Genomic DNA, 23,053 nt, shown 5'->3' with positions numbered 1-23,053 from the left:
TAATAAGATTATCAGTAACTATTCCATCCAGGCCGAATCACTCTGCTGATAAAGCCGCAGGAAATGATTCAAGAGCAGGCAGACCCCGGCAGCGAAGCTGCTTTTTACGGGTTTGTGAATCGCAGCTGTGAAGGACCTGAACAGTTACGGTTATCAAGAGAACAGGAGGAGCTTTTCATGCTGATTCAAAGTAAAAAGGTATGGATTGCGGATCAGTTTACCGCTGCCGCGATCGAAATAAAGGACGGTAAGATCACTGATATTCTTCCTTATGGAAGCGAACCCGCAGACGTGGATTACGGAGACCTGCGCGTCGTACCAGGCTTTCTCGATATTCACTGCCACGGCGCCTTTGGCTTCGATACCAATGACGCCAACGAAGAAGGACTCCGCAACTGGACGAAGAACATCGTTACGGAAGGTGTCACCGGTTTTCTGGCTACTACGATCACCCAGAGCGAGGAAGTTCTGACGAAGGCTGTCGCCAATGTGGCAAAGGTTATGGAAGACGGCTATGAGGGCGCGGAAATCCTCGGCATCCATTTTGAAGGACCCTATCTGGATATGGTCTACAAGGGAGCTCAGCCGGAGCAGTACATTGTAAAACCCACGATTGAACAGTTCAAGCACTATCAGGAAGCCGCAAAGGGAAATATCCGCTACATCACCATGGCAACCGAGACGGACGATGATTTTGCGCTCACCCGCTATCTGACTGAGAACGGCGTAGTGGTAAGCATCGGTCATTCTGCGGCCACCTATGAGCAGGCTGTCATGGCTTACGCTCACGGAGCGCGCTCCATGACCCATGTATACAACGGCATGACGCCCTTCAAGCACCGTGAAAACGGTCTGGTGGGAGCCGCATACCGCATCCGCACCATGTACGGCGAGATTATCTGCGATGGAAATCACTCCACTCCCGCCGCTCTGAATAACTACTTCATGTCCAAGGGACCGGATTACTCCATTATGGTTTCCGACGCCCTGATGGCAAAGGGCTCTCCGGCCGGCAGCAAGTACATCTTCGGCGGAAATGAAATTATTATCTATGAAGACGGAAGCGCTCATCTGACCTCCACAGGCGGATTGGCCGGCTCCACCCTGAGACTGAACGAGGGCCTTCGGATTCTCGTAGAAGAAGCCATGGTTCCCTTCAATTACGCAATCAACGCCTGCACCATCAATCCGGCCCGCTGCCTGGGACTGGATGACCGCAAAGGAATGATTGGCGTAGGATACGACGCTGACCTGGTTGTACTGGAACCGGATTACAAGGTTCATCAGACCTGGTGCCACGGACAGGCCCAGCTGTCATAATCCGGAGTCAGGCACCGCGCGAAAGCGACCAACGCTTCTTTTCCCAAGCAGCAGAAACTGCAAGACACAAAAAATCCGGAGGCTTCTCTGTTTACAGAGCTGTCTCCGGATTTTTCCTGCCTCTGCGCTTACTTTCACTCGTTTGCGGCTGCTTCATTTACGTGTTCCAGGACCTGATCGACCGTGTTGCAGTAATCATTGACCTGGAGCCAGTCCATTTTATCCCGATCCAGCTGGAAGCTGTCTCCCATATTCCGGTAAAGACGTACCTCCTTCAGCGTGCCGCCGCTGGCTGTGTTGATCAGGGGCGCGTATTCACAGATGATAATTACATCCTTCTCCCCGTCTCCGCTGTAATCCTGAAAGCTGACCGCGAGAATGTTCAGGAAAGTCTCATGGGACCGGAAATTTCCATCCATCACATCCGGGAATTCATAGACCGTATTTCCTCCCTTTTCCAGGGCAAAACTTACATCCTGGGTGCTGTACACACTTGTGTTGGGTCCATAGGAGACGAATTTCACCTGTCCCCAGCTTCCTCCCAGATCCACGTCAAAGCTCTGATCTTCTATCTCCCAGATATCCCTGGAGTACTGAATGCCCGAATCATATACATTGGACAGAATCCGGTAATCGTCGTCATGCTTTGCCAGAGTCAGGCGGCAGGGCGGGTAAAGGGACAGATCGGTCTGGCCGTCTCCCGGCACGCAGCTCAGTTCATAGACACCTTTTTCTGTCTCCTGCCCGCCGACACAGGTAAAGGGCGTATAGTTGGTATCGCCGTGCTCATGGACCCAGGCATCCGTGTTCTCCAGATATACCCAGTCAAAATCTCCTCTCATATCTTTCATGGAAAGACCCAGTTTTCTCTCCAGAAACTCATTAATCTGAGAAGTGGTAAGGCGGGTAATATCCGTGGAGATTTCGGGACGCCCCGTGGCTTTCAGATAAGCCTGCTGCTCTTCACTGGTCAGAGGCTGCGATTCCATTCCCGCCCCGGTATAGAGAATCTGGTTCAGATCCGCGTCCGCCGGATCTGTATATTCTGAAAGCAGGAACCCGTAATTGCCATAATTATCTCCCTGGTTAATCCAGTTCGTAAATGCCAGCAGTTCGCCCCGCAGCAGCTCACGGGGATATCCGGCAGCCGTCTTTTCTCCTTCTCCGGAATCGGAATTCTCCGAATTCTGGTCAGGGCTCTGTTCCTCCTCCCGGGTTTCCCCGGCACCGCCGGACGATTCATCCATGGTCTCCTGACCGGCGCCGCCTTCCGGCTCCTGCCTCTTCTCATCTCCGCTGCCGCAGCCCTGAATCAAAAGCGCAGGCAATATGCAGAGCAGGCACAAAAACTTCCATCCTCTCTTTTTCATCGTGTCCTCTTCTCCCTTCTGTCCCTTCCGGCTTAAACAGCTCAAATGGCTGTATGAGTTCTGATAACCGTATGATTTCTACCAGCTGTATAAGCTCTAATAACTGTATGACCAGAGATTGCGGATCTGCGCCATCAGATCCTGCAGATCCCAGGACTTCTCTGTGCGAACCACACTGTTGGGATCATTCAGCAGAATGTTTCCATCCCCGTCCACGCCGCGCAGCACCAGAAAATGGCCGGATGTGGTGAAGTCTCCCGGTCCCACCACGCAGATAATCGGCGTACCCGCTTCCAGTGTGGATAATATATGGTCCTCGTCAAAAATCACCTCCGACGCTGTCAGTCCCAGGCTCTCTGCTCCCGTCGTCATCAGCTCCCAGGAAGATCCGGAACCATCCACATAATATCCCTGTTCCTCTGCCCAGCGCGCCACCTCCAGGGGATTCCACTGAGTGTCCCCGCTCAGTCCGCAGAGTACCATAGACAGGCAGGTGGGGCCGCAGCCCGTCAGCGCCAGGAAATCACTTCCATAGGTCTCGTACCCCCAGCGCTTGTCCCACTGCAGAAAATGCGGAATCTCGCCCTGCTTTACTTCTCCGGAAATATCAATATCCACAGGCCCCTCATAGTCGGCATATCCCAGCACGAAATCCTTTGTCTCCGGATTCTTTTCCAAAAGCTCTATAAGGCTTTCCGGATATCCTTCCTCTGCCAGCCTTTCCGGACTGTACAGGAAACGCCCCTGCAGATAACGCCAGCCCGTTCCTGCCAGAATAGCAAGGACTGCGCAGACCGCCAGAGCAGCGCAGGTCTTCAGCAGGAATCTTCTTCTTGCCCTGCGGCGCCGCTTCCGTCTCTGCTCTTTCTGCCTCTGCTCTTTCTGCCTGCGCGGCTGCAGCTCCCTCTGTTTCCGGGGGCTCTGTCTGCGCTCCCACTGTACTTCCGTCTCTCCTCGTCTGTTTTTCTGCATACCTTTCCCCCTCTCCGCATTCCGCGGCATATCCAGTCTTTTTCTCTGATTTTAGTTATAGCAGAGTCCCGCAGGAAATTTCTTAGTTTTTTCTTAACAAGCATACACAAATTTCTTATAATTTTCCCGTGCAATCTGTCGGGGGAATCCTTGTAAACAGAACTGTTCTGATGCTATAATACCCTCAGTTGACAAGAGCACACACGGTCCTTGTCAGCTGAGGGCAGCGTCTGTGTACAATACAGCCTGCACAAGTACGGCCCCCATACATCATACATCCTGTGTACATCAGCATGTATACAGTATAACAAATACGGCGGCAGGAAGAAACCTGTCTCCTCCCGCTGCGGAACTTTTTCAAAAAAGATACGTTTCCACAGGCTGAGTTTTTTCACCAAAAGGAGCTTGGTTCTTATGAAATCATCAGAAGAATTGCGGAACAGACTTCGTTCCATCGACCACCGGGGATACCCGGCCTATAAGGATTTGAAAGGAGAGTACGACTTTGGAGATTACGTACTTTCCATCGACCATGTGCAGGGCGATCCCTTTGCCGCGCCTTCGCGCCTGTCCGTTCATGTAGCCGGACGGAAAGCGGCATTCCCGGTGGAGTATTATGACACCTACGCAAAACGGATCACCCTTCAGGACCATCTGACCCGCCTCTTCGGCGCCCAGCTGGCAAAAGGCAGCATGCAGGCCAAAGGGTCCGGCAAGAGCGGCCTTTTGGCCGCTTCCCGGTGCGGGCAGGAGGTTCTGGAACGGACCGCCTGCCGGGTCTGCGGCGCAGACCCGGAGACCGGAAGCGGGAAAGCGCTCTCCGGCGCGGACGCTTCCTCCGGACACAGAAACGCAGATCCGGGCCGCGTCATCCTGCGCTTTGAGGCAGGCTTTCCGGCCAGAGGCCGGACTATCGATGCCCGGGAACTGGAAAAGATGCTTTTTGACATTCTGCCGGGCTGCGTACAAAACAGCCTGTATTACCGCAGAATCAATCAGAATAAACTGAAAGCGGCCATCGAACTCTGCGAGGATCAGCAGTATATCCGGGAAATACTCCCGAAGCTGGGCTTATGCGCCTTTATTGCCAACGGCTCCATTCTGCCCCGGCAGAGCGGCGTCTCAGACCGTCCCATGGAAGGCGCGGTTCCTTTTCGTTCGCCCGCTTCCCTGGAGCTCACCCTCGATCTGCCCAACCGGGGAAGTGTATCCGGCATGGGAATTCCGAAGGGCATCACGCTTTTCGTAGGCGGCGGCTACCACGGCAAATCCACAGTGCTCCAGGCTCTCCAGAACGCCGTCTATAATCACATCGGCGGCGACGGCAGAGAGCTCGTCATTGCGGATGCGAGCGCCTGGAAGCTCCGCTCCGAGGACGGACGGAGTATCTCCGGCGTAGATATTTCTCCCTTTATCCGCCAGCTTCCCGGCAGAAAGGACACCCGCCATTTCTCCACGGAGGACGCCAGCGGCAGCACCTCTCAGGCCGCCAATCTGATGGAAAGCATGGAAAGCGGAAGCTCCCTGATTCTGATCGACGAGGACACTTCCGCCACCAATTTCATGATCCGGGACAAGCTGATGCAGCAGGTGGTCGCTCCGGAAGAAGAGCCGATCATTCCCTTTATCGAGCGTGTCCGGAGCCTGTACGAGGATTTTGGCATCTCCTCCATCATTGTGGCCGGAAGCTCCGGCTCCTATTTCCATGTGGCAGACCATATCATCCAGATGAAAGAATATGTTCCTCTGGATATCACCGAAAAGGCAAAGGAAGCCGCTGCGGCCTTCCCCGTATTCTCCTCCAGGCAGGAGAAATTCCCGGAATATTCGAAGAAGCGCTGTCCCCGGCCCAATGGGGCTCTGAAAAAGGACGACCGCCTGAAACTGAAGGCTCTGGGTACCAGCGAGCTGTCCTTAAATCATGACGCCGTGGAACTGCGCTATCTGGAGCAGCTTAGGGACAGCGAACAGACCATGGCCCTGGCTTACCTGCTCAAATACCTTGAGATCTCTCTGATGGACGGCCAGCGCAGCATGACAGAGCTTGCGGACCTGGTGGAGAAACAGCTGGACGCGCAGGGACTGGAGAGCCTCTTTCCCTCCCGCGACGTACGTTCCTCTCTGGCACGACCCAGACGGCAGGAAATCCTGGCCTGCGTGAACCGGTACCGGAAGTTGAATCTGTAGTCTTTAAAGGTGAAACATGATTGACACTATCGAGAGAAAGTATAAGGCCTGAATACTCAGAAAAAAGCGGACGCATCCACTTTTCCCAAAGTGTGACACTCCGCTTCTTTTCTTTTACACATGCTGATGCAGATATTTCTCCCTGGTAGCCATTCCGCCCCGGATGTGCCTTTCCGATTTGTTAATGTCCAGCACCACACGGGCCTGCCTGGCAAGCGCAGGGTTGATGTGCCGAAGACGCTCCGCCACATCCTTATGCACCGTACTTTTACTGATTCCAAATTTTTTCGCAGTCTGGCGCACAGTCGCATTGTTGTCGATGATGTAGTTGGCAATGCTGATGGCGCGCTCCTCAATATAATCCTTCAAGGTCTGCCCCCATAAGAACTTTTTTTACATCTTATGCGGCAGACGGAAGGCGTATTCTGCTTTTTCTGAAGCTCCGGGGCCGCCTTTTTCCGGGCGGCCCCTTACCGTATTCTGAGAACTCAGGCCTTTACTTCAGCGTCACCGTAATCATTTCCCTCATTGAAATTCCGGGCGTTCTCCATGGTTACGACGGCGATCGCCTGCATGGCCTCACGGGTGAAGAATGCCTGATGGCTGGTCAGCACTACCTGGGGGAACATCAACAGGCGGGCTGTGATATCCTCCGTAATCGCTTCGTCGCTTCGGTCTGTGTAGACATTATCGTCTTCACCCTCATAGACGTCCAGAGCCACCGCATGGAACTTGCCTTTCTTCAGCGCCGCAATCAGGGCTTCATTGTCTATCAGTCCGCCCCGGGCAGTATTCACCAGCATGACGGAATTCTTCATCATGGCAATGCTTTCTTCATTGATGATATGGTGGGTGGTGGGGAACAGCGGCGCATGAAGAGAAATCAGATCTGCCTTCTGAAACAGCTCTTCTTTCTCCACATAGGTCAGGAGTCCTTCCTCCTCCAGAGCCCGGTTCGGGTACGCGTCCCAGCCAAGCACTGTCATACCGTAGCCCTTGCAGATCCGGGCCATGCACACGCCGATCTTGCCGGTTCCCACGATACCCGCTACCTTATTATGCAGATCCGTGCCAAGCAGTCCGCTGAGCGCAAAGTTATTGTCCTTTACTTTATTGTAAGCCTTATGCAGACGGCGGTTAGCCTCCTGCAGGATTGCCATGGCATGCTCGGCAACCGCATAGGGAGAATAAGCCGGTACGCGGAGCACCGTAATGCTGTATTCCTTTGCCGCGTCCAGATCCACATTGTTGAAGCCGGCGCAGCGCAGGAGAATCAGGCGGACTCCGTACTCATGAAGCTGCTCCACCACCGGCCTGGATACATTGTCGTTTACAAACACGCACACAGCGTCGTAACCTTTCGCCAGACCTGCCGTCTCCGGTCCCAGATTGGAGCTGAAATACTTGATTTCCGAATTGTAGGTTCCCTCTCCTTTATCTTTCACCAGCTCGCTGAAAAAGATTCTGTCGTAATCCTTCGTGCCGAAAAAGGCAATTTTCAGGATATCGGCTGTTCTTCTTTCGTCGAAACTCTTGTCCAGCACCTTTTGAATTGCCTCAGCTGCCTGGGCCTCATCCTCGCCTTCAATCTGAATGGTCAGAATATCTCCTTTGCCCGCATGCAGCGCCAGCAGTTCCAGAATATTCTGAGCGGAAGCCTTCTCCTCATTTGCGCTCACGGTGACAGCGCTTTTGAAATTCGTGCAGCACTGTGCCAGCAGGGCGCAGGGACGGGCATGAATGCCTCTCGGATTTGAAACAACGTATGTGATTTTTTTCATCGTTTACCTCCTTATTTTCTCTGGAAATGACCAGCTTTCGTTAATCGGCTGTAATAAAAACAGGTTTCCCGCCCATCCGGCGGATTTATGTTTATTCTATCAGTTCCCATATATTATATCAAGGAGATAACTGTAAAAAGTTTGTCAGAAAGTCCCTGCGGGCCTAAAAACTTTATCACTGCATCCCGCGTTTTTCTGAGCAATTCTTCCCAAAGCCGCTGCGAAATTTTGCCGCCGCGATAAACAGTATAAAATCTCATCCTTCCATCGTAATCGTCATATTCTTTATATTCCTCTGAGAGATCGCCGGACTGCCAAAAGGCCGCATGGCCAGAGCCATCAGCTTCATGGGGTTGTCGTCGGCCGCTGCCCGGTTGGAGCTTATCTTTCCGCAGACTGTGCATCTGTGAATCACCGCCCACTCCCCGTTTTTCCTTACCCATACGCCGATAGGTTCCATCCGGCCGTGGCAGTCCGATTCCCGGTCGCCCGGGCTGTTGTCCAGATGAACGCTGTACAGACAGTTCGGGCAGTGATTCCGGTGGCTGCTGCCTGCTCCTGCCGATACCACCGGCCAGCTGCAGTTTTTACAGGTGAAGGAGTCCGTACATGGATGTGTACGGAAATACCTCCTGTCGTATTTTCTTTTTTTATTTTCTCTGTTCATGATAATAACCTCCCATGTCGCCGCGTCCGCCCATCATCCTCGTCAGCTCTTCCATCCTTTCCACCGGAAAGGGCGGCTCGGAAAGGGGTTTTGACGCGATTGATAATATCTTTACAGGATTGTCCTCCGCTGACATCGGATCGGATGTCATTTCGCCGCACAGCCTGCATCTTTGAATAATTTCCCATTCTTTATCTGATTTCACCCAGATTCCCACCGGCTCCAGAACACCGCCGCATTCCAGTCCGTCTTCTCTTTCTCCATGAAGGCCGGAAAGGCAGTTCGGACAATGAGTCCGGAGTCTGTCTTCTTCTGCTCCGTCCTGCCAGCCGCAGACCGGGCATCTGTATAGTTTCTGTTCCGTTTTCATCTTTTTGTTCTCTCTCCTTTTTGCCAATTTTCTGAATCTGATTTCTTTTCTGTGTTTTGAGAGACAATAAAAAAACGGATAACCCATCGTTTTGAGTCATCCGCATACCCGTTTCTGCTTCCATACAGCATTCCTTATACTCCAAACCATCCACGCAGAATCTATTTCCATGCCTGACGTTATATCATACATCGTTATACGATGTCATATATCGTTATGTTATACTTACCTTCAGTTGACAAGAGGCGCGTGTGTCCTTGTCAACTGAGGGCAGCGTCGGTGTACAAGGGGCAATACGCTCTTTGGTACTCCGACGCTATGGACGGTTAAAAACAGGCAGCTCGAACAGAGCTGCCCTCACAACAGAGCCAGCCTGATGAAGCTATCCGCAAACAGGTACAACAAGAGAACCCATCCTGACAGTATCGATGAGAATTCATGTTTTTATTGTCCCGGTTTCAACGAATAGCGGACATCAAGCCACCTCCCTTTTTATATTCTGCCGATATCATAGCACAGAACATTTATCCGCGCAAGATGCCGGCTCAGATTTTTACAAAATCTTTGTCAGCGTCGGTGTACAAGGGGCAATACGCCTTGGTACACCGGCGCTATAATTTTACGCTCTGTATTTGCAGTTGTTTCCCTGCTGCCAGCCGCTTCTTACTCTGCTTACAGCAGTATTCCCACCTGATATACCACAAAGGCCGCGATCCAGGCCACTATGCACTGCATCACCACGACGCCTGCCGCCCACCTGCCGCCAAGCTCCCTTTTGATGGCTGCGATGGCCGCCACGCAGGGGGTATAGAGCAGGCAGAAGGCCAGAAGGCTTGCGGCTGCCACCGGCGTAACCGCCGCTGTCAGAGCCTCTGTGCTGCCAAACAGCACCGAAAGAGTCGCTACAACGCTTTCCTTCGCCATAAAGCCGCTGATCAGCGCTGTGGACACTCTCCAGTCTCCAAAGCCCATAGGCGCAAAGATGGGCGCTATTACACCTGCCACCAGGGCGAGAATACTGTCTCTGGAATCCGATACCATGCTCAGATGCAGGTCGAAGGTCTGCAGGAACCAGATCACAATCGTCGCCACGAAGATGACGGTGAAGGCGCGCTGCAGGAAGTCTTTGGCCTTATCCCAGAGCAGATGGCCTACATTTTTCGCTCCGGGCATCCGGTAGTTGGGAAGCTCCATGACAAAGGGCACAGCTTCTCCGCTGAACATAGTGCGCCGCAGCAGAAAGGCCATCAAAATCCCCATCAGGATTCCTCCGAAATACAGGCATATCATCACCAGAGCCGCCTGGTCCGGGAAGAAGGCCGCCGTAAAGAATCCGTAGATCGGAAGCTTTGCGGAACAGCTCATAAATGGGGTCAGCAGAATCGTCATTTTACGGTCACGCTCTGAAGGAAGGGTCCGGCTGGCCATAACGCCCGGAACCGTACAGCCAAAGCCTATGAGCATAGGCACGATGCTTCTTCCGGACAGACCGATTTTACGCAGCAGCTTGTCCATCACAAAGGCCACTCTCGCCATATATCCGCTGTCCTCCAGAAGGGAGAGGAAGAAGAACAGGGTCACAATCACCGGCAGGAAACTTAAGACGCTTCCCACGCCTCCGAAAATACCGTCCATCACAAGAGAACGGATGGCCGTGCTTGCGTTTCCGGCCGCCAGCAGCTGATCCACCAGGTCAGACAGAGCTGTAATCCCCATGTCCAGAATATCAGACAGAAACGCTCCTATCACGCTGAAGGTCAGGAAAAAGACGAGAGCCATAATCGCCACAAAACAGGGAATCGCCGTGTATTTCCCGGTCAGAATCCGGTCAATCTTCACACTTCTGATATGCTCTCTGCTGTCCCTCGGCTTCACCACGGTCTCGCCGCAGATCTTTTCAATAAAGTCAAAACGCATATGAGCGATGGCGGCAGCCCGGTCCAGCCCGCGTTCCTTTTCCATCTGCTTGACGATGTGCTCCAGTGTTTCCTTCTCATTCTCATCCAGGTTCAGCCGTTCAAGAATCAGGCTGTCGCCCTCGGCCAGCTTGGAAGCAGCGAACCGGACCGGAATCTCCGCCTGCTCCGCGTGATCTTCGATCAGGTGCATGATCGCGTGCAGGCAGCGGTGCACGGCTCCTCCGTCGTCGTTCGCGTCGCAGTAGTCGATCTCCTGGGGACGTTCCTGATATTTCGCCACATGAAGCGCATGGGAAACCAGCTCATCGATGCCTTCATTTTTGGCGGCGGAAATGGGAATCACAGGGATGCCCAGCATTTCCTCCATCCGGTTGATCAGAATGGAGCCACCGTTTTCCCGGACCTCATCCATCATGTTCAGAGCCAGTACCATGGGAATATTCAGCTCCATCAGCTGCATGGTCAGGTACAGGTTCCTCTCGATATTGGTAGCGTCCACAATATTGATGATACCCTTGGGATGCTCGTTCAGGACAAAACTTCTTGTAACAATCTCCTCACTGGAGTAAGGCGACATGGAATAGATCCCCGGAAGGTCTGTTACCAGCGTATTTTTTCTTCCCCGAATCTGTCCGTCTTTGCGGTCTACCGTTACTCCCGGGAAATTACCCACATGCTGGGTGGAGCCGGTGAGCTGGTTGAACAGCGTCGTCTTTCCGCAGTTCTGATTGCCTGCCAGGGCAAAGGTCAGAACCGTCCCGTCAGGCAGGGGATTTTCTGTCGCTTTCATATGGAACTTTCCGCCCTCGCCCAGGCCCGGGTGGGGAACCGACTGCTTCAGTTCCTTTTTCTGAGCCGCTTCCGCGTCCCGGACGTTCTCGATCTCTATCTTTTCCGCGTCTGCCAGACGCAGGGTCAGCTCATAGCTGTGTATACGAAGCTCCACCGGATCACCCATGGGCGCGTATTTCACCATGGTCACATCTCCTGTGGGAATCAGTCCCATATCCAGAAAATGCTGCCGCAGAGCTCCTTCTCCGCCTACCGACACAATGGTAGCCGTCTTTCCAATTGGTAATTCCTTTAATGTCATATGTATGCCTCTCTTCTGTACTGTGTCTGCAATTGAGAATTTTTATCATTTCTCCTGTTTAAAAGTATGCCAATCAGACGGATTTGTCAAGTCAGCATTTTCTGGGACCGGTCATAATTTCACGGGAAATGAGACCCGTTTATCGGGAATGAGATCCTGTAAAATGGCAGCGTAAAAGCAGCCATGATTTTCACGGCTGCTTTCCCTGTTTTTTCTTCCCTGTTTTTTCTTCCCTGTTTTTTCTTCCCTGTATTTCGCTGGCCTGTAGAGAACCTGTCTTCATCAGTCTCTTTGTGCTTGTCCGAATGGTATGCCGGCCTACAGTTTTTCGTAAGAAACCATCTCATCCACCGGTATGCGCAGCGCGGCATGGCGCTCCGGATCAGCAGGAGGGCAGGCCGCATAGCCCAATGCCAGAATATTGATGACTTCCAGATTTTCCGGCAGAGAAAATTCCTCTCGGAGCACGTCCGGCTTAAAGCTGCAGATCCACAGGGAGCCCACTCCCAGGTCCGTGGCTTCCAGCATCATATGGTCCGTCACAATCGACGCGTCGATATCGACAGACTGTTTGCCGTCATAGGGACGGGTCCAGGCTTTGTCCTTATCGCCGCACACCAGAACCGCCATGGGCGCTCCGTGCAGATTGGCCGCCTTTCCAATCTTCTCAAGTCCTTCCAGGCTCTGCACCACCAGCAGGTGAACCGGCTGCCGGTTGCAGGCCGTAGGCGCGGTCTGGGCCGCTCTCAGTATCTGATCCAGCTTCTCCTTTTCCACCTGCCTGTCCGTATATTCACGGACGGAATAACGTTTCTTTGCAAGTTCCAGAAATTCCATGGCACTCCTTCCTTTCTTTTTCCTGTTTTTCATATTCTTAAATTATCAAGCGCGTCTCTTCCGAATCACTGCCTGCCGGCGCTGTCCCAGTTCCGCAGAAGCTCCGGCAGCTCCATCAGCTTCCGAATCTCCCGGTCCGGTCTGACGGCCTCCTCTTCTCCGGCTGTTCCCGACGCCTCTCTTTCCGGATGAAACCACACCGTACGGATGCCGGCGTTGATGCCTCCCTGGATATCCGAGGTCAGACTGTCTCCGACAATCACAGACGTCTCTCTGGAAAAAGAGGGTATCCGGGAAAAGCAGCTCTCAAAATACCGGATATCGGGCTTGTTAAAGCCGATTTCTTCCGAAATAAAGATATCCTCAAAATACTTCTGCAGCTGCGCGCTCTCCAGTCTTCCCTTCTGCACCGCGGCCGTTCCGTTCGTCACCAGGTACAGACGGTAATTTCCATACAGCGTCTGCAGCAGTTCCTCCGCTCCGTCCATAAAATAGTGGCCGATTCCCAGAAGGCTCTCATATCTTGCGGCGGCTTCCTCCGGAGCCGCCGGCACGCCCAGCTCCTCAAAAAGCAGGCGGAACCGGCGGAGTTTTACTTCCCGGCGGGTAATCACGCCCTTTTCCAGCAGCTTCCACTGGGCCAGATTGATTACGCTGTACCGGGTGCAGGTCTCTTCCGACGGAGGAATTCCCAGCTCTTCCAGCGTCTTTGCCAGAGCAATATGCTCTGCCTTGTTGAAATCAAAAATGGTATTGTCCAGATCAAAAAATACAGTATCGATCATAGCTGTCCTTCGTCACTTACGCTTCTGTCTTCACGAGTTCCATCTCCGCCAGACGCCATTCTTCTCCCATGCAGGGGAATTTTTCAGGCTCTCTGCCAGCCGTCATGCGAAATCCGCAGGCCTCATAGCAGCGGATAGCCGACGGGTTCTCCAGAAAGACCAGAATTGTCACCCGCCTGGCTCCCGCAAAATCAAAGGCATAGCGGGCTGCCATGGAAACCAGTTCCCGGCCATAGCCCCGGCCCCTGCGGTCTCCGGCCACCACGATCAGTCCCAGGCGGATCTCCCGCCTTTCTTCGTCCAGATACCGCATCATCACATGACCTGCGGCTCCGTCCCCGTCAAAGGCGGTAAAGGCCCAGAGGCTGCCGTCCGCGTTTCTGTCATAATACGCATTCAGCTCCTCAGCCTGAAGCGGGAAACCGGGAAGCTTCCCGGCGCTCCACAGATGAAAGACTTTTTCGTCCGGGAACCAGCCGCAGACCGCGTCTGCGTCACCGCGCATAAAGGGTCGTAATCTCAGCATTTTCACATCTCCACTGCCCGATCTGTCACAAATTCGACGGTTTTATCGTAAAGGAGACTGTTCTCCACCGTGCTGCGTCCATACTCTTCCTCGAACGCCTCCGGGGATTCCGCGCCATAGTCATCGGCAAGCTGCTGAAGACCTGTCTCATATTCCTCTTCGCTCACTGTGATGTTCTCCGCTTTCGCAATCGCATCTACCGCAAGAGTGCATTTCAGCTGGAAGTCCGCCCATGTCTCCACCTCGCTGTCGAAGTCCTCACGGGTCATCTGCATAGCCTGAAGCAGAAAATCATCCAACTCCAGACCATAATAGGACGCGTACGTCTCATATTCCTGCGTGCGGCTGTCCCGCAGACTCTGCAGCTCCTCCTCTGAGCACTCGAACTCGGAGTCCGCAATCACAGCCTGCATGGCCTCATACTGTCTCTGGGATACGGCGCTTTCCTCCTTCTGCTGCTGCAGGGACTCTCTTAAGCTTTCCTCGTATGCCGCTGCCGTATCATAGCCCGTGTGTTCGCTGGCAAACTCGTCGTTCCATTCGGGCGTCACATGCTCCACAATCGCATGGATCGTCACCTCAAACACCACATCCTGGCCTGCCAGGTCCGGATTCGGCGTATAGGGGTCCGGGAAAGTCAGGGGCAGATCAACGGTAGTTCCCACTTCTTTTCCAATCAGTCCGTCCTCAAAACCGTCGATAAAGGAACCGGAGCCAATCTCCAGGTCAAAGCCTTCTCCGCCTGAGCTTCCGCCTTCGAATTCCTCTCCGTCCAGTCTTCCCACAAAGTCAATGTTTACAATATCGCCGCTCTCCACGACCGTCTTGTCCTCGATGGGTACGGAATCCGGATAGGAAGCCAGCAGATTGTCAATCTGCGCCTGAATCTCCTCATCCGTCACCTCCGTACTGACTGCGGCGATCTCCACGCCGTCATACTTTCCCAGCCTTGTGATGCTGCTGCCCGGATATTCCGCCGCAATTCCTCCCTCTGCCGTATCTTCCGCCGTATTTTCGTTTTCCGCGGTGTCTGTATTTGTTCCACAGGCGGCCGTCAAAGCCAGCAGGCCGCTTAAGGCCAGCACTGCAATCCATCTTTTTTTCATAATTTCTTTCTCCTCTTCAAAAAAACTGTCCTGTTCCGGCTCTGTATCCGCGTTTCCGCCGGTAACCACACCATACCACATTTCCCGTCCCAAGGCAAGCCGCTCCAGGAGCCGCCTACAAAAGCGGGGAAAGCAGCCTGGAAAACTGCTCCTTAAAACGCACCAGATAAGACCGGCGGCCGTAAAGATAGCGCGTCATCCTGGTACAATGCTTCAGATCCTCCTGAAAAATCTGTTCCATCCGTTTTGCCACCCGTGAGCTGTAGATGACAGCATTCACCTCAAAATTCAGCTTAAAGCTCCGGATATCCATGTTGGCCGTGCCGTAGCAGCTCACCAGCCCGTCTACCACCATGCCTTTGGCGTGCAGGAAACCATTGTCATAGGTATAGCATTTAGCCCCCGCTTCCAGCAGGTCACCGATATAGGAGTAGGTAGCCCAGTAGACAAAGGGATGATCCGGCTTGCAGGGAATCATGACCCGCACATCCACCCCTGACATGGCAGCGATGCAGATAGCGTCCATCACCGACTCGTCCGGAATAAAATACGGCGTCTGAATGTAGATACTTTTTCTTGCCTTGCTGATCATTTTCAGATAGACATTCCGGATGTTCTGCCACTTGGAGTCTGGACCGCTGGAAATGATCTGTACCGCTTCTTCCCCGGGCTTTTTCTTTTCCGGCTGCGGAAAATACAGATCCGACATAAACAGATTCTCCTTGGTCGTATAATTCCAGTCCAGAATAAAACGGATATTCAGGGAAAGCACCGCCGACCCGCGGATACGCAGATGCGTGTCCCTCCAGTAACCGAATTTCGGGTCCAGTCCGATATACTCCCTGCCGATATTAAAGCCTCCCACAAAGGCCGTCTTACCATCGATCACCACTATCTTGCGGTGGTTCCGGTAATTCATCCGAAGCTGCAGCCTTCCCAGAAAGGCCGGAAAGAACTCTCCCACCTGGATGCCTTCCCCGCGGATGCGCTTCCAGTCTTTTTTCTTCATGCCGCGGCAGCCCATGCTGTCATAGAGAAGCCGGACCTCCACGCCTTCCTTTACCTTCTCCGCCAGGAGCTTTTCAATGGGCTGCCACAGTTCGTCATTCCGGATAATGTAATACTGGATATGGATAAATTTCTCCGCCTTCCGGATCTCTTCACAGAGCGCGGCAAATTTTTCTTTTCCATCCGTGTAAATCTCGATCTCGTTATCCGCGGTGTACACAGCGTCCGCGGCCTCCAGATTCAGCAGCACCACATCTGAAAATTTCCGCAGTCTGGGATCGGAAGGCGCGAATTCATCACGGATAATCGTCGCCGCCTGTCCGCTGATGGCGGAATACATGGCGTCCTCGATCTCCTTGGTCCGGAACATATGCTGCTTGTGAAAATCATGTCCCACCATGAAATACAGAAAAATTCCAAGGATCGGAATAAAATACAGAACCAGAAGCCAGGTCCAGACTGTTTTGGGGTCCCGCCGTTCAAAAAACACAATTACTATCGAGAGCAGGATATTAATAAAAATCAGGTGATCCATCCAGAAGCCTGCCGCTTCCGCAATCACATTCCATATAACTGTAAACGTCTCCATCTCCCGTCTCTCCTCCAGCGGCCGGACTGTTTCTTTCAGCTGTTCCCCAGGTCCTGACCAGATTCGGCCGCTACCTGAAGTATACCATTTTCCCTTGCGCTTTACCATAAAAACTGGTATAATATTTTTTACGTGAAATACCGAGGAGGAATCATAATAGTATGTCAACATCAACTATTGTTTTTATTGTTATCATTGTAGTATTGGTTGCTGCTCTGGTCGCCCTTTATTTCTTCGGAAAGAAGGCGCAGCGCCGCCAGGCCGTCCAGCAGGAACAGATGGCTGCGATCGCTCAGACGATCAGCATGCTGGTAATTGATAAAAAGAAGCTGAAGATATCACAGTCAGGCCTGCCGGCCCAGGTGATAGAGCAGACGCCGAGATGGCTCCGCTGGAACAAGCTTCCCATCGTCAAGGCCAAGGTAGGACCGAAGATTATGACCCTCGCCTGCGACGCCAATGTATTTGAAGTTCTTCCCGTAAAGAAGGAAGTCAAGGTGGTAGTCAGCGGCATCTACATTACCGAGGTCAAGAGCGCCAGAGGCGGACTTGAGGTTCCGGTAAAGAAGAAGGGATTCTTTAAGAGAATCTTCGGAAAGAAAGACAAATAAGCTCAACAGAATGGAGCGCTGCAAAATCATATCTATTTTGCGGCGCTCCTTTTTCGCGCGGTACAGAGAGAAGAATCTTGCCTCTGGCACACTGCTGCCATAAGCATTATAATATCTATGTAGCGTCGGTGTACAAGGGGCAATACGCCTCAGCCCTGTAAATTCGCCTGTTTTCTGCGTTATCCTCAGTTAGCGTACATTCAGTACGCCGCCATCGTCTGCCTTGAAAACAGGCGAATTTCCGAGGGCTGAGGTCGCAGAGTCAAAAATGAGCTGATTTGTGTCCCTGCAAGGCACTTGAACGACGCGTACAGGGCGTACGCGGAGTGAAAGTAACGCAGCAGGGACGCAAATTCAGCCATTTTTGACCGTATTGTCCCTTGGTACACCGACGCTTCTCCCGGTGAAAATCTATCCCTGCAGATTCAGGCTCCCGGCTTCTCTCGGCTTTATATTCATCTCAATCGTACATTCTGACAGATTCTCTTCATTGATCTCCAGCACATATTCCGCCCGGACATCTATCTTTTCCTCTGTCTCAGTCACCTGAAGCTCCTGGCCGATCAGACCTATCTCAATATTTCCAAAGGGCGTCTGATAGACGGTCCTGTGCCGTTTTCCTTTTTCCAGCACCATCCGCGTGTTCATCAGCCCTTTTTTGGTGATTTCCAGAGAGTTTTCCCCGATCTTGATCACATTGCTGGTGTGTCCGCTCATGCCCTCTACCACTTCATCATAAAGAATGTAATGCTTACCGCCCCGGTTGTAATAGTCTCCCGCGGTCACTACCTCTACGCTTCCGTCCTCACCATCCACAAAATGAAGACCGGAAATACTCAGCAGTATCTCTTTTGTCATAAGTATCAATACTCCTCTATCTGAATCTGGCGCGCCGTCGTGATATCCACGGGCAGAATCGAATCCGCAAAAGCCCGGAAGCGCTCCGCTTCATCGCTCACAAAAAATTCATAGGGATTTTCTTCTGTCTTATTGTGTCCCTGGTTATCTATCTTTTCCTGCCTCAGAAGCTCCCGAAGCTCTATGGCTGTCTCATAAGCCGGATTTACCAGCACCACATCTTCGCCCATGATTTTCCGGACGGTAGAACGGAGGAGCGGATAATGGGTGCAGCCCAGAATCAGCGTATCCACTCTGCGCTCAATCATTTCCTCCAGATAGCGTCTGGCCACGATCTCCGTCACCGGGTCTTTGCGCCATCCTTCCTCTACCAGAGGGACAAAAAGGGGACAGGCTTTCTCAAAAACCTGTGCTTCCGGCCGCAGGCTCTGTATGTACTCCCGGTAAATATGGCTTCCTACGGTTCCCGCTGTGCCGATAACACCGATATTTCCTCCCGGGCTTTCCTTGGCCGCCACACGCGCGCCCGGCTTTACGACGCCGATAATCGGTATATCTGATTCCTGCTGCAGCGTCTCCAGCGCGTAGGCGCTGGCCGTATTGCAGGCCACCACAATGGCCTTCACCTGCCTCGTCCGCAGAAAGCGGACGATCTGCCTGGAATACCGGATAATCGTATTGCGGCTCTTGCTGCCGTAAGGCAGACGGGCCGTATCCCCGAAATACACGATCCTCTCCTGCGGAATCTGCCGCATGATCTCCCGCGCCACCGTCAGCCCTCCGATTCCGGAATCAAACACCCCGATGGGGGCTTCTCTCAGTTTACTCATCTATTCCTCCCAGTGATCTTAGTCATTTAAAAATGTCAGATATTTAAAACGGATTTTCACAGGCACAGACTCTTCCTCTGCCTCCTGTTCCGCCTCAACTTTTTCCATAGCTCCCGGCAGGCAGTATTCCGGATAAAGTCCGCCCCACCAGGCCGCCTGCTCCACGCGCGCAGGGCTCGGCAGGCCTGCGTGCTCCGCGTAAAGGCAGGTCCCTGTAAATCCCAGTATCAGCGAAAGAATCCATATTATAAGCTCTGAACGTTTCCAAAATTTCATGGCAATCCTCCTGCTCCTTCCCACGCTGCCAGAATCTATCTGACCGGAAGGCTTTTCCCAGAGGATTTCCCTTTTTCCCGCTTTTATTCACAATCCTTCTGTCCTTTATCGGCAAGAGAAGATCCAAGCAGGGCCATGTCAATTAAAGGGATGGTTCTTCCGTCTTATTCTCGCGGATGGCTGCCAGAATCGCGTCCCGCTGATTGTCAATATGCCGGCCAATCGCCGCTTTCACCGTTTCCTTATCCCCGTTCCGTATTCCTTCGTAAATCTCGTAATGCTCCGAGTTCAGCCGCTCGTGGCTTCCCGTATCCTTCAGGTATTCCAGACGGTAACGGTACATCTGTTCCCGGAGATTGTTCAGAATGCTGATCAGGCGCTGGTTGCCCGTAGCCGCGTAGATAATATCGTGAAATTTCACGTCTACTTCAGCCAGACTCGTAAAATCATTCGTATCCTTCCGCACCATGAACTCATGTCCGGTATTTTTCAGCTGCTCCAGAAGCTCCGGGGTGATCCGCTCACAGGCAATCTCTCCCGCCATAATCTCCAGTGTCCGGCGCACCTCCAGCACATCTTTCAGATCCTTTTCCGTAATGCTGGCTACGATGGCTCCCCTGCGGGGAATCATAACCACCAGGCCTTCCAGCTCCAGCTTCCTGATAGCTTCCCGAATCGGCGTGCGGCTCACGCCCAGACGGTTCGCCAGGTGAATCTCCATCAGGCGCTCTCCGGGCTCCAGTTCTCCTCTCAGAATCGCCTGCCGGAGCGTCTGAAAAACCACATCCCGCAGCGGCAGATATTCGTTCATTACAGCATTGATATCCTGGTTCATGGTTTTTCCCTCCTGTTATTATACGGTGTGGTCAGAAACAGCTGCTTTGCCAGACGGCTTTTACGAAGCAGAGCCATGGCCCGCCGCGCCTTATTTCTATCCTCAAAAATGCCGAATACCGTCGGTCCGCTTCCGCTCATGAGGGCAGCAAGGGCTCCCTGGCTTTCCATGGTGTCCTTGATTTTCTGTATCACCGGGTGAGCCGGCACCGTCACAGTCTCCAGCACGTTTCCATTTCTCATGCACTCCGCCATCCCCTTCAGATCCTGACGGCGCAGCGCCTCCAGAATCCCATCGATATCCGGATGCTGCTCTTCTTTCAGTTCATTGGCATGCAGATTCTCATACACAAACTTTGTGGATACGCTGATGCCCGGCTTCGCCACCAGAATATTGCAGGGCGGCATGGGCGGCAGCGGACTTAAGACCTCTCCGATTCCCTCCGCCAGCGCGGTTCCGCGCATCAGACAATAAGGTACGTCCGCTCCGATCTTTACCCCGCGCTTCATCAGCTCTTCCTGGGACAGGCCTAAGCCGTACATGCGGTTCATTCCGTACAGCACCGCCGCCGCGTCAGAGCTTCCGCCCGCCATACCCGCGGCCACCGGAATATATTTCTTCAAATCAATAGAAAGCCCGCCGTCCAGACCGAATTCTTCAAACAGAAGATTTGCGGCCTTATATACCAGATTATTTTCATTTGCCGGCAGATAGTACAGATTCGTCCGCACCCGGATGCCGGACCGTTCCTGCTTTACCAGCTGGATTCTGTCAAAAATACGCACCGTCTGCATGATCATCCGTACCTCATGATAGCCGTCCTCCCTCCTGCGGAGCACGTCCAGTCCCAGATTAATCTTTGCCAGTGCCTTTAACTGCATCTTATCCATAATATTGTACTTCCTGTGTTTTTTGTATACATATATAGAAAGTATAGCAGAGGTATGCGGAAAATGCAATAAACGGCTGGAAAGAAACACTGGCTTAAATGCTTTTCTTATGTTATGATTAGCGCAGAAAGCGAGGATAGTAGGCTGAACAGGCTATGAACGCTCTGAAGGTTCCTGAAAAAGACAGAAGCAAATACTTCTCAAAACTGAAATAATGCGTAACAGTTGAGGGTGCCCCCATATTCACAAATGCTCCGGGGACACCCTCCATATTTTATACGCACAGAAGCGGGACCGGTCATTATGCCCGTGCCCCGCCTCTGCCCTGAACTTACTCGGCCAGATAGACCTTCAAAAGCTCCATGGCTTTCTTTTGTTTTTCTTCATTACAGTTTTCCAGATAGAAAAGGATGCTCTTAGTCTCCTCTGAAACTGCACCGTCTTTTTCGGCCGCTTCTCCAAAGACAAGATAATCCAGCGTAATCCCCAGGCAGTCTGCAATATTAATCATAGTATCCAGGGACATGCCGCAATATCCTCTTTCGATATCTGCATAGTATTTTTCCGCTTTTCCGATTTTCTGTGCAATCTCATGCCTGGTAATCCCAAGCGTTTCTCTGCGCCTGCGGATTCTCCTGCCCGCCGCGCTCTTTTCGTAAAGCTGCTTTCTCTGACGCATTCCAAAAAACTTCCTTTTCTGTCCATTCACTTACTCAGCTTCTTTTTTCCGTCTGCCGTATACTGTGCCGCATACAATCAGTACAGCCACTGCCGCAGCGCCTCCCACTGCCGGAAGAAGAATGTTCGCATTGTCTCCGGTCTGAGGCGACGCAACGCCTGTGGATGAAGAAGAGCTGCTTCCCGATGAGCCGGAAGAGCCGCCTGACGAACCGCCGGATGAAGAATCAGACTGTACCGGATCATATGTATTGGTAAACGTCATATCCTGCTTTTCGCTCGTCATGGCCGCGTCCGTATGCACTGCCACGACCGCTTCCAGTCCGCCGTACTCCCCGTTGATTACGGAGACTCTTACATAATAAACGGTTGCGTCATAGTGTCCCCTGTCATGGCTGCCGGCCTGCTGGGTCACTGTGTAGCAATAGATACCAGGGGTGGAATAGTTGATTACGGGGAACTCTCCTTTTCCGGCCCCGATGATTTTCAGCGTGCTTTCCTCCGGCATGGGCGCGTTATCCACCGCCTGGAGCACGAATGTATAGGTTTCCTCCGGTGAAGGCGTTTCTCCGGACAGTTCCACGCTGACAGGAATCGCCACTCCCACTGAGGTATCAGCCGCAAAGGCTGAAAGCGGGAAAACTGTCAGGCACAGAACCAGAAGCAGAACCGCCGCCGGAATTTTTCTGATACTCGTTTTCATCTCCTCCTTACGTCTCCGGCGAATAAGGCTTCATTACCGCCAGAAGAATTGTTCTCGCATCTGTAAACTCTGAGGAACAGGTAGACATGGCCAGAATCTGCGAAAAATCCTCCGAAGACCCGATTCGGTCAAAGGTATCCTGATGGATGTGCATGGCATTTTCGCCGACAAACTCCAGAAGCCCATCCGTATTCGTCTGCCACTGCTGCGGATAGAAAATCGCGTCCTCCGAGGCGGATACCCGCAGGCAGGCAAAAATCTCAAGCTCATAGGAACGGTCAGGCAGAATCAGCATACCCGTGGTATTCTCGTTAAAGAACTCCTCATCCTCATACAGATCCAGATCGCCGAACATTTTACTGTTTTCCATGTGGTGTCCATAGAGCAGGGAATACTGGTCGTGAAAGGTATTGTCACAGCTGGAATCCAGAAAAATGCTTCCGGCCAGGGCAAACTCCCCGTACACGTCCGTATTGATATAGCTGAGATTATCCTCTCCCTGCACAACCGGATAATCGATCCCGGTATTATCCAGCGTCAGCCAGGCGCAGACATCCGGATTGACGGCAAGCAGTTCCTCAAAGGACGCCCCGTCCTCTTCCGCCGCATCCGGCTTCAGCTTCAGCAGCTCCGACTGCACGTCGTCCACTGCGGCGTATACCTGCGCATTGTCCCACAGGGCATAGCCGGAATAGACTCCCGCCACAGTCAGAAACAGAATCACCACCAGACTCACAAGGGAGTTGGCCGTCTTCAAAAAGAACCTGTGAAAATTCATAGAGCCTCCTCCCTTCCATGTTAATGTTAATGAGTTACAGATTCTTTCCCGGGCGGCCCGGGAC

23 protein-coding genes are annotated in these 23,053 nt (G+C 52.7%); 3 read left to right on the top strand and 20 right to left on the bottom strand.

Features of this window, described 5'->3' with window-relative positions; all coding sequences use genetic code 11:
- Positions 1–177 precede the first annotated feature (177 nt).
- Positions 178–1,320: an N-acetylglucosamine-6-phosphate deacetylase gene (gene nagA, locus B5E82_RS04190; RefSeq protein WP_087306128.1), complete on the top strand. Its 1,143-nt coding sequence runs from the start codon at positions 178–180 to the stop codon at positions 1,318–1,320.
- Positions 1,321–1,454: 134 nt separating this feature from the next.
- Here nagA and B5E82_RS04185 read toward each other — a convergent pair whose 3' ends face one another.
- Positions 1,455–2,690, bottom strand: a complete 1,236-nt coding sequence (locus B5E82_RS04185) for a hypothetical protein (protein ID WP_087306127.1) — start codon at positions 2,688–2,690, stop codon at positions 1,455–1,457.
- Between the two features lie 96 nt (positions 2,691–2,786).
- Positions 2,787–3,662 carry a C39 family peptidase gene (locus B5E82_RS04180; protein WP_162610701.1) on the bottom strand — a complete coding sequence of 292 codons (876 nt, stop codon included), beginning with the start codon at positions 3,660–3,662 and terminating at the stop codon, positions 2,787–2,789.
- Between the two features lie 414 nt (positions 3,663–4,076).
- On the opposite strand from B5E82_RS04180, the gene B5E82_RS04175 reads away from it, so the two are divergent.
- Positions 4,077–5,849 carry an ABC-ATPase domain-containing protein gene (locus B5E82_RS04175; RefSeq protein ID WP_087306125.1) on the top strand — a complete coding sequence of 591 codons (1,773 nt, stop codon included), beginning with the start codon at positions 4,077–4,079 and terminating at the stop codon, positions 5,847–5,849.
- Positions 5,850–5,963: 114 nt separating this feature from the next.
- On the opposite strand, the gene spoIIID is transcribed toward B5E82_RS04175, so the two are convergent.
- The 10 genes from spoIIID to cls form a co-directional block, all read right to left on the bottom strand.
- A complete protein-coding gene (spoIIID, locus tag B5E82_RS04170) occupies positions 5,964–6,218 on the bottom strand; it encodes a sporulation transcriptional regulator SpoIIID (protein ID WP_087306124.1) in 255 nt (84 codons plus the stop codon).
- Between the two features lie 119 nt (positions 6,219–6,337).
- On the bottom strand, positions 6,338–7,630 hold the full coding sequence (locus B5E82_RS04165; RefSeq protein WP_087306123.1) for a fused HPr family phosphocarrier protein/2-hydroxyacid dehydrogenase: 1,293 nt from the start codon (positions 7,628–7,630) through the stop codon (positions 6,338–6,340).
- Positions 7,631–7,886: 256 nt separating this feature from the next.
- The gene (locus B5E82_RS04160) at positions 7,887–8,297 is read right to left on the bottom strand and encodes an RNHCP domain-containing protein (RefSeq protein ID WP_087306122.1); all 411 of its coding nucleotides are present in this window, start codon (positions 8,295–8,297) and stop codon (positions 7,887–7,889) included.
- Complete coding sequence (locus B5E82_RS04155; RefSeq protein WP_242966239.1) at positions 8,281–8,667, bottom strand: RNHCP domain-containing protein; 387 nt, start codon at positions 8,665–8,667, stop codon at positions 8,281–8,283. Before B5E82_RS04155 ends, B5E82_RS04160 begins: the two co-directional genes overlap by 17 nt.
- 672 nt (positions 8,668–9,339) lie before the next feature.
- The gene (gene feoB, locus B5E82_RS04150) at positions 9,340–11,679 is read right to left on the bottom strand and encodes a ferrous iron transport protein B (RefSeq protein WP_087306120.1); all 2,340 of its coding nucleotides are present in this window, start codon (positions 11,677–11,679) and stop codon (positions 9,340–9,342) included.
- A 318-nt stretch (positions 11,680–11,997) separates the two neighbouring features.
- Positions 11,998–12,516: a nitroreductase family protein gene (locus B5E82_RS04145; RefSeq protein ID WP_087306119.1), complete on the bottom strand. Its 519-nt coding sequence runs from the start codon at positions 12,514–12,516 to the stop codon at positions 11,998–12,000.
- A gap of 65 nt (positions 12,517–12,581) precedes the next feature.
- Positions 12,582–13,301: a YjjG family noncanonical pyrimidine nucleotidase gene (locus B5E82_RS04140; protein WP_087306118.1), complete on the bottom strand. Its 720-nt coding sequence runs from the start codon at positions 13,299–13,301 to the stop codon at positions 12,582–12,584.
- Positions 13,302–13,317: 16 nt separating this feature from the next.
- Positions 13,318–13,827 carry a GNAT family N-acetyltransferase gene (locus B5E82_RS04135; RefSeq protein ID WP_087306117.1) on the bottom strand — a complete coding sequence of 170 codons (510 nt, stop codon included), beginning with the start codon at positions 13,825–13,827 and terminating at the stop codon, positions 13,318–13,320.
- Positions 13,828–13,829: 2 nt separating this feature from the next.
- Positions 13,830–14,933: a trigger factor gene (gene tig / locus B5E82_RS04130; protein WP_162610700.1), complete on the bottom strand. Its 1,104-nt coding sequence runs from the start codon at positions 14,931–14,933 to the stop codon at positions 13,830–13,832.
- Between the two features lie 115 nt (positions 14,934–15,048).
- Entirely contained in the window at positions 15,049–16,530 is a 1,482-nt protein-coding gene (gene cls / locus B5E82_RS04125) for a cardiolipin synthase (RefSeq protein ID WP_087306115.1), read from the bottom strand.
- Between the two features lie 161 nt (positions 16,531–16,691).
- Between cls and B5E82_RS04120 the strand changes: the two genes are divergently transcribed.
- The gene (locus tag B5E82_RS04120; RefSeq protein ID WP_087306114.1) at positions 16,692–17,141 is read left to right on the top strand and encodes a hypothetical protein; all 450 of its coding nucleotides are present in this window, start codon (positions 16,692–16,694) and stop codon (positions 17,139–17,141) included.
- A 411-nt stretch (positions 17,142–17,552) separates the two neighbouring features.
- Here the strand turns inward: B5E82_RS04120 and B5E82_RS04115 are convergent, their stop codons facing one another.
- The 8 genes from B5E82_RS04115 to srtB all read right to left on the bottom strand — a co-directional run bounded on the left by B5E82_RS04115 (position 17,553) and on the right by srtB (position 22,989).
- Positions 17,553–17,999 carry a DUF1934 domain-containing protein gene (locus B5E82_RS04115; RefSeq protein ID WP_087306113.1) on the bottom strand — a complete coding sequence of 149 codons (447 nt, stop codon included), beginning with the start codon at positions 17,997–17,999 and terminating at the stop codon, positions 17,553–17,555.
- A gap of 5 nt (positions 18,000–18,004) precedes the next feature.
- A complete protein-coding gene (gene murI, locus B5E82_RS04110) occupies positions 18,005–18,829 on the bottom strand; it encodes a glutamate racemase (RefSeq protein ID WP_087306112.1) in 825 nt (274 codons plus the stop codon).
- 18 nt (positions 18,830–18,847) lie between these two features.
- Positions 18,848–19,105, bottom strand: a complete 258-nt coding sequence (locus tag B5E82_RS04105) for a hypothetical protein (RefSeq protein ID WP_087306111.1) — start codon at positions 19,103–19,105, stop codon at positions 18,848–18,850.
- A 142-nt stretch (positions 19,106–19,247) separates the two neighbouring features.
- On the bottom strand, positions 19,248–19,940 hold the full coding sequence (locus tag B5E82_RS04100) for a GntR family transcriptional regulator (RefSeq protein ID WP_087306110.1): 693 nt from the start codon (positions 19,938–19,940) through the stop codon (positions 19,248–19,250).
- On the bottom strand, positions 19,937–20,830 hold the full coding sequence (gene ispE, locus B5E82_RS04095; protein ID WP_191416152.1) for a 4-(cytidine 5'-diphospho)-2-C-methyl-D-erythritol kinase: 894 nt from the start codon (positions 20,828–20,830) through the stop codon (positions 19,937–19,939). Before ispE ends, B5E82_RS04100 begins: the two co-directional genes overlap by 4 nt.
- 331 nt (positions 20,831–21,161) lie before the next feature.
- Positions 21,162–21,509 carry a helix-turn-helix domain-containing protein gene (locus B5E82_RS04090; protein ID WP_140393081.1) on the bottom strand — a complete coding sequence of 116 codons (348 nt, stop codon included), beginning with the start codon at positions 21,507–21,509 and terminating at the stop codon, positions 21,162–21,164.
- A 30-nt stretch (positions 21,510–21,539) separates the two neighbouring features.
- Complete coding sequence (locus tag B5E82_RS04085) at positions 21,540–22,211, bottom strand: Spy0128 family protein (RefSeq protein ID WP_087306108.1); 672 nt, start codon at positions 22,209–22,211, stop codon at positions 21,540–21,542.
- A 7-nt stretch (positions 22,212–22,218) separates the two neighbouring features.
- A complete protein-coding gene (gene srtB / locus B5E82_RS04080) occupies positions 22,219–22,989 on the bottom strand; it encodes a class B sortase (protein ID WP_087306107.1) in 771 nt (256 codons plus the stop codon).
- Positions 22,990–23,053: the final 64 nt, after the last annotated feature.

The organism is Lachnoclostridium sp. An138, from assembly GCF_002160765.1.
GTDB lineage: Bacteria > Bacillota > Clostridia > Lachnospirales > Lachnospiraceae > Laedolimicola > Laedolimicola faecalis.
The sequence above is the reverse complement of the archived record's forward strand: the minus strand, read 5'-3'. Positions and strand labels throughout refer to the sequence as shown.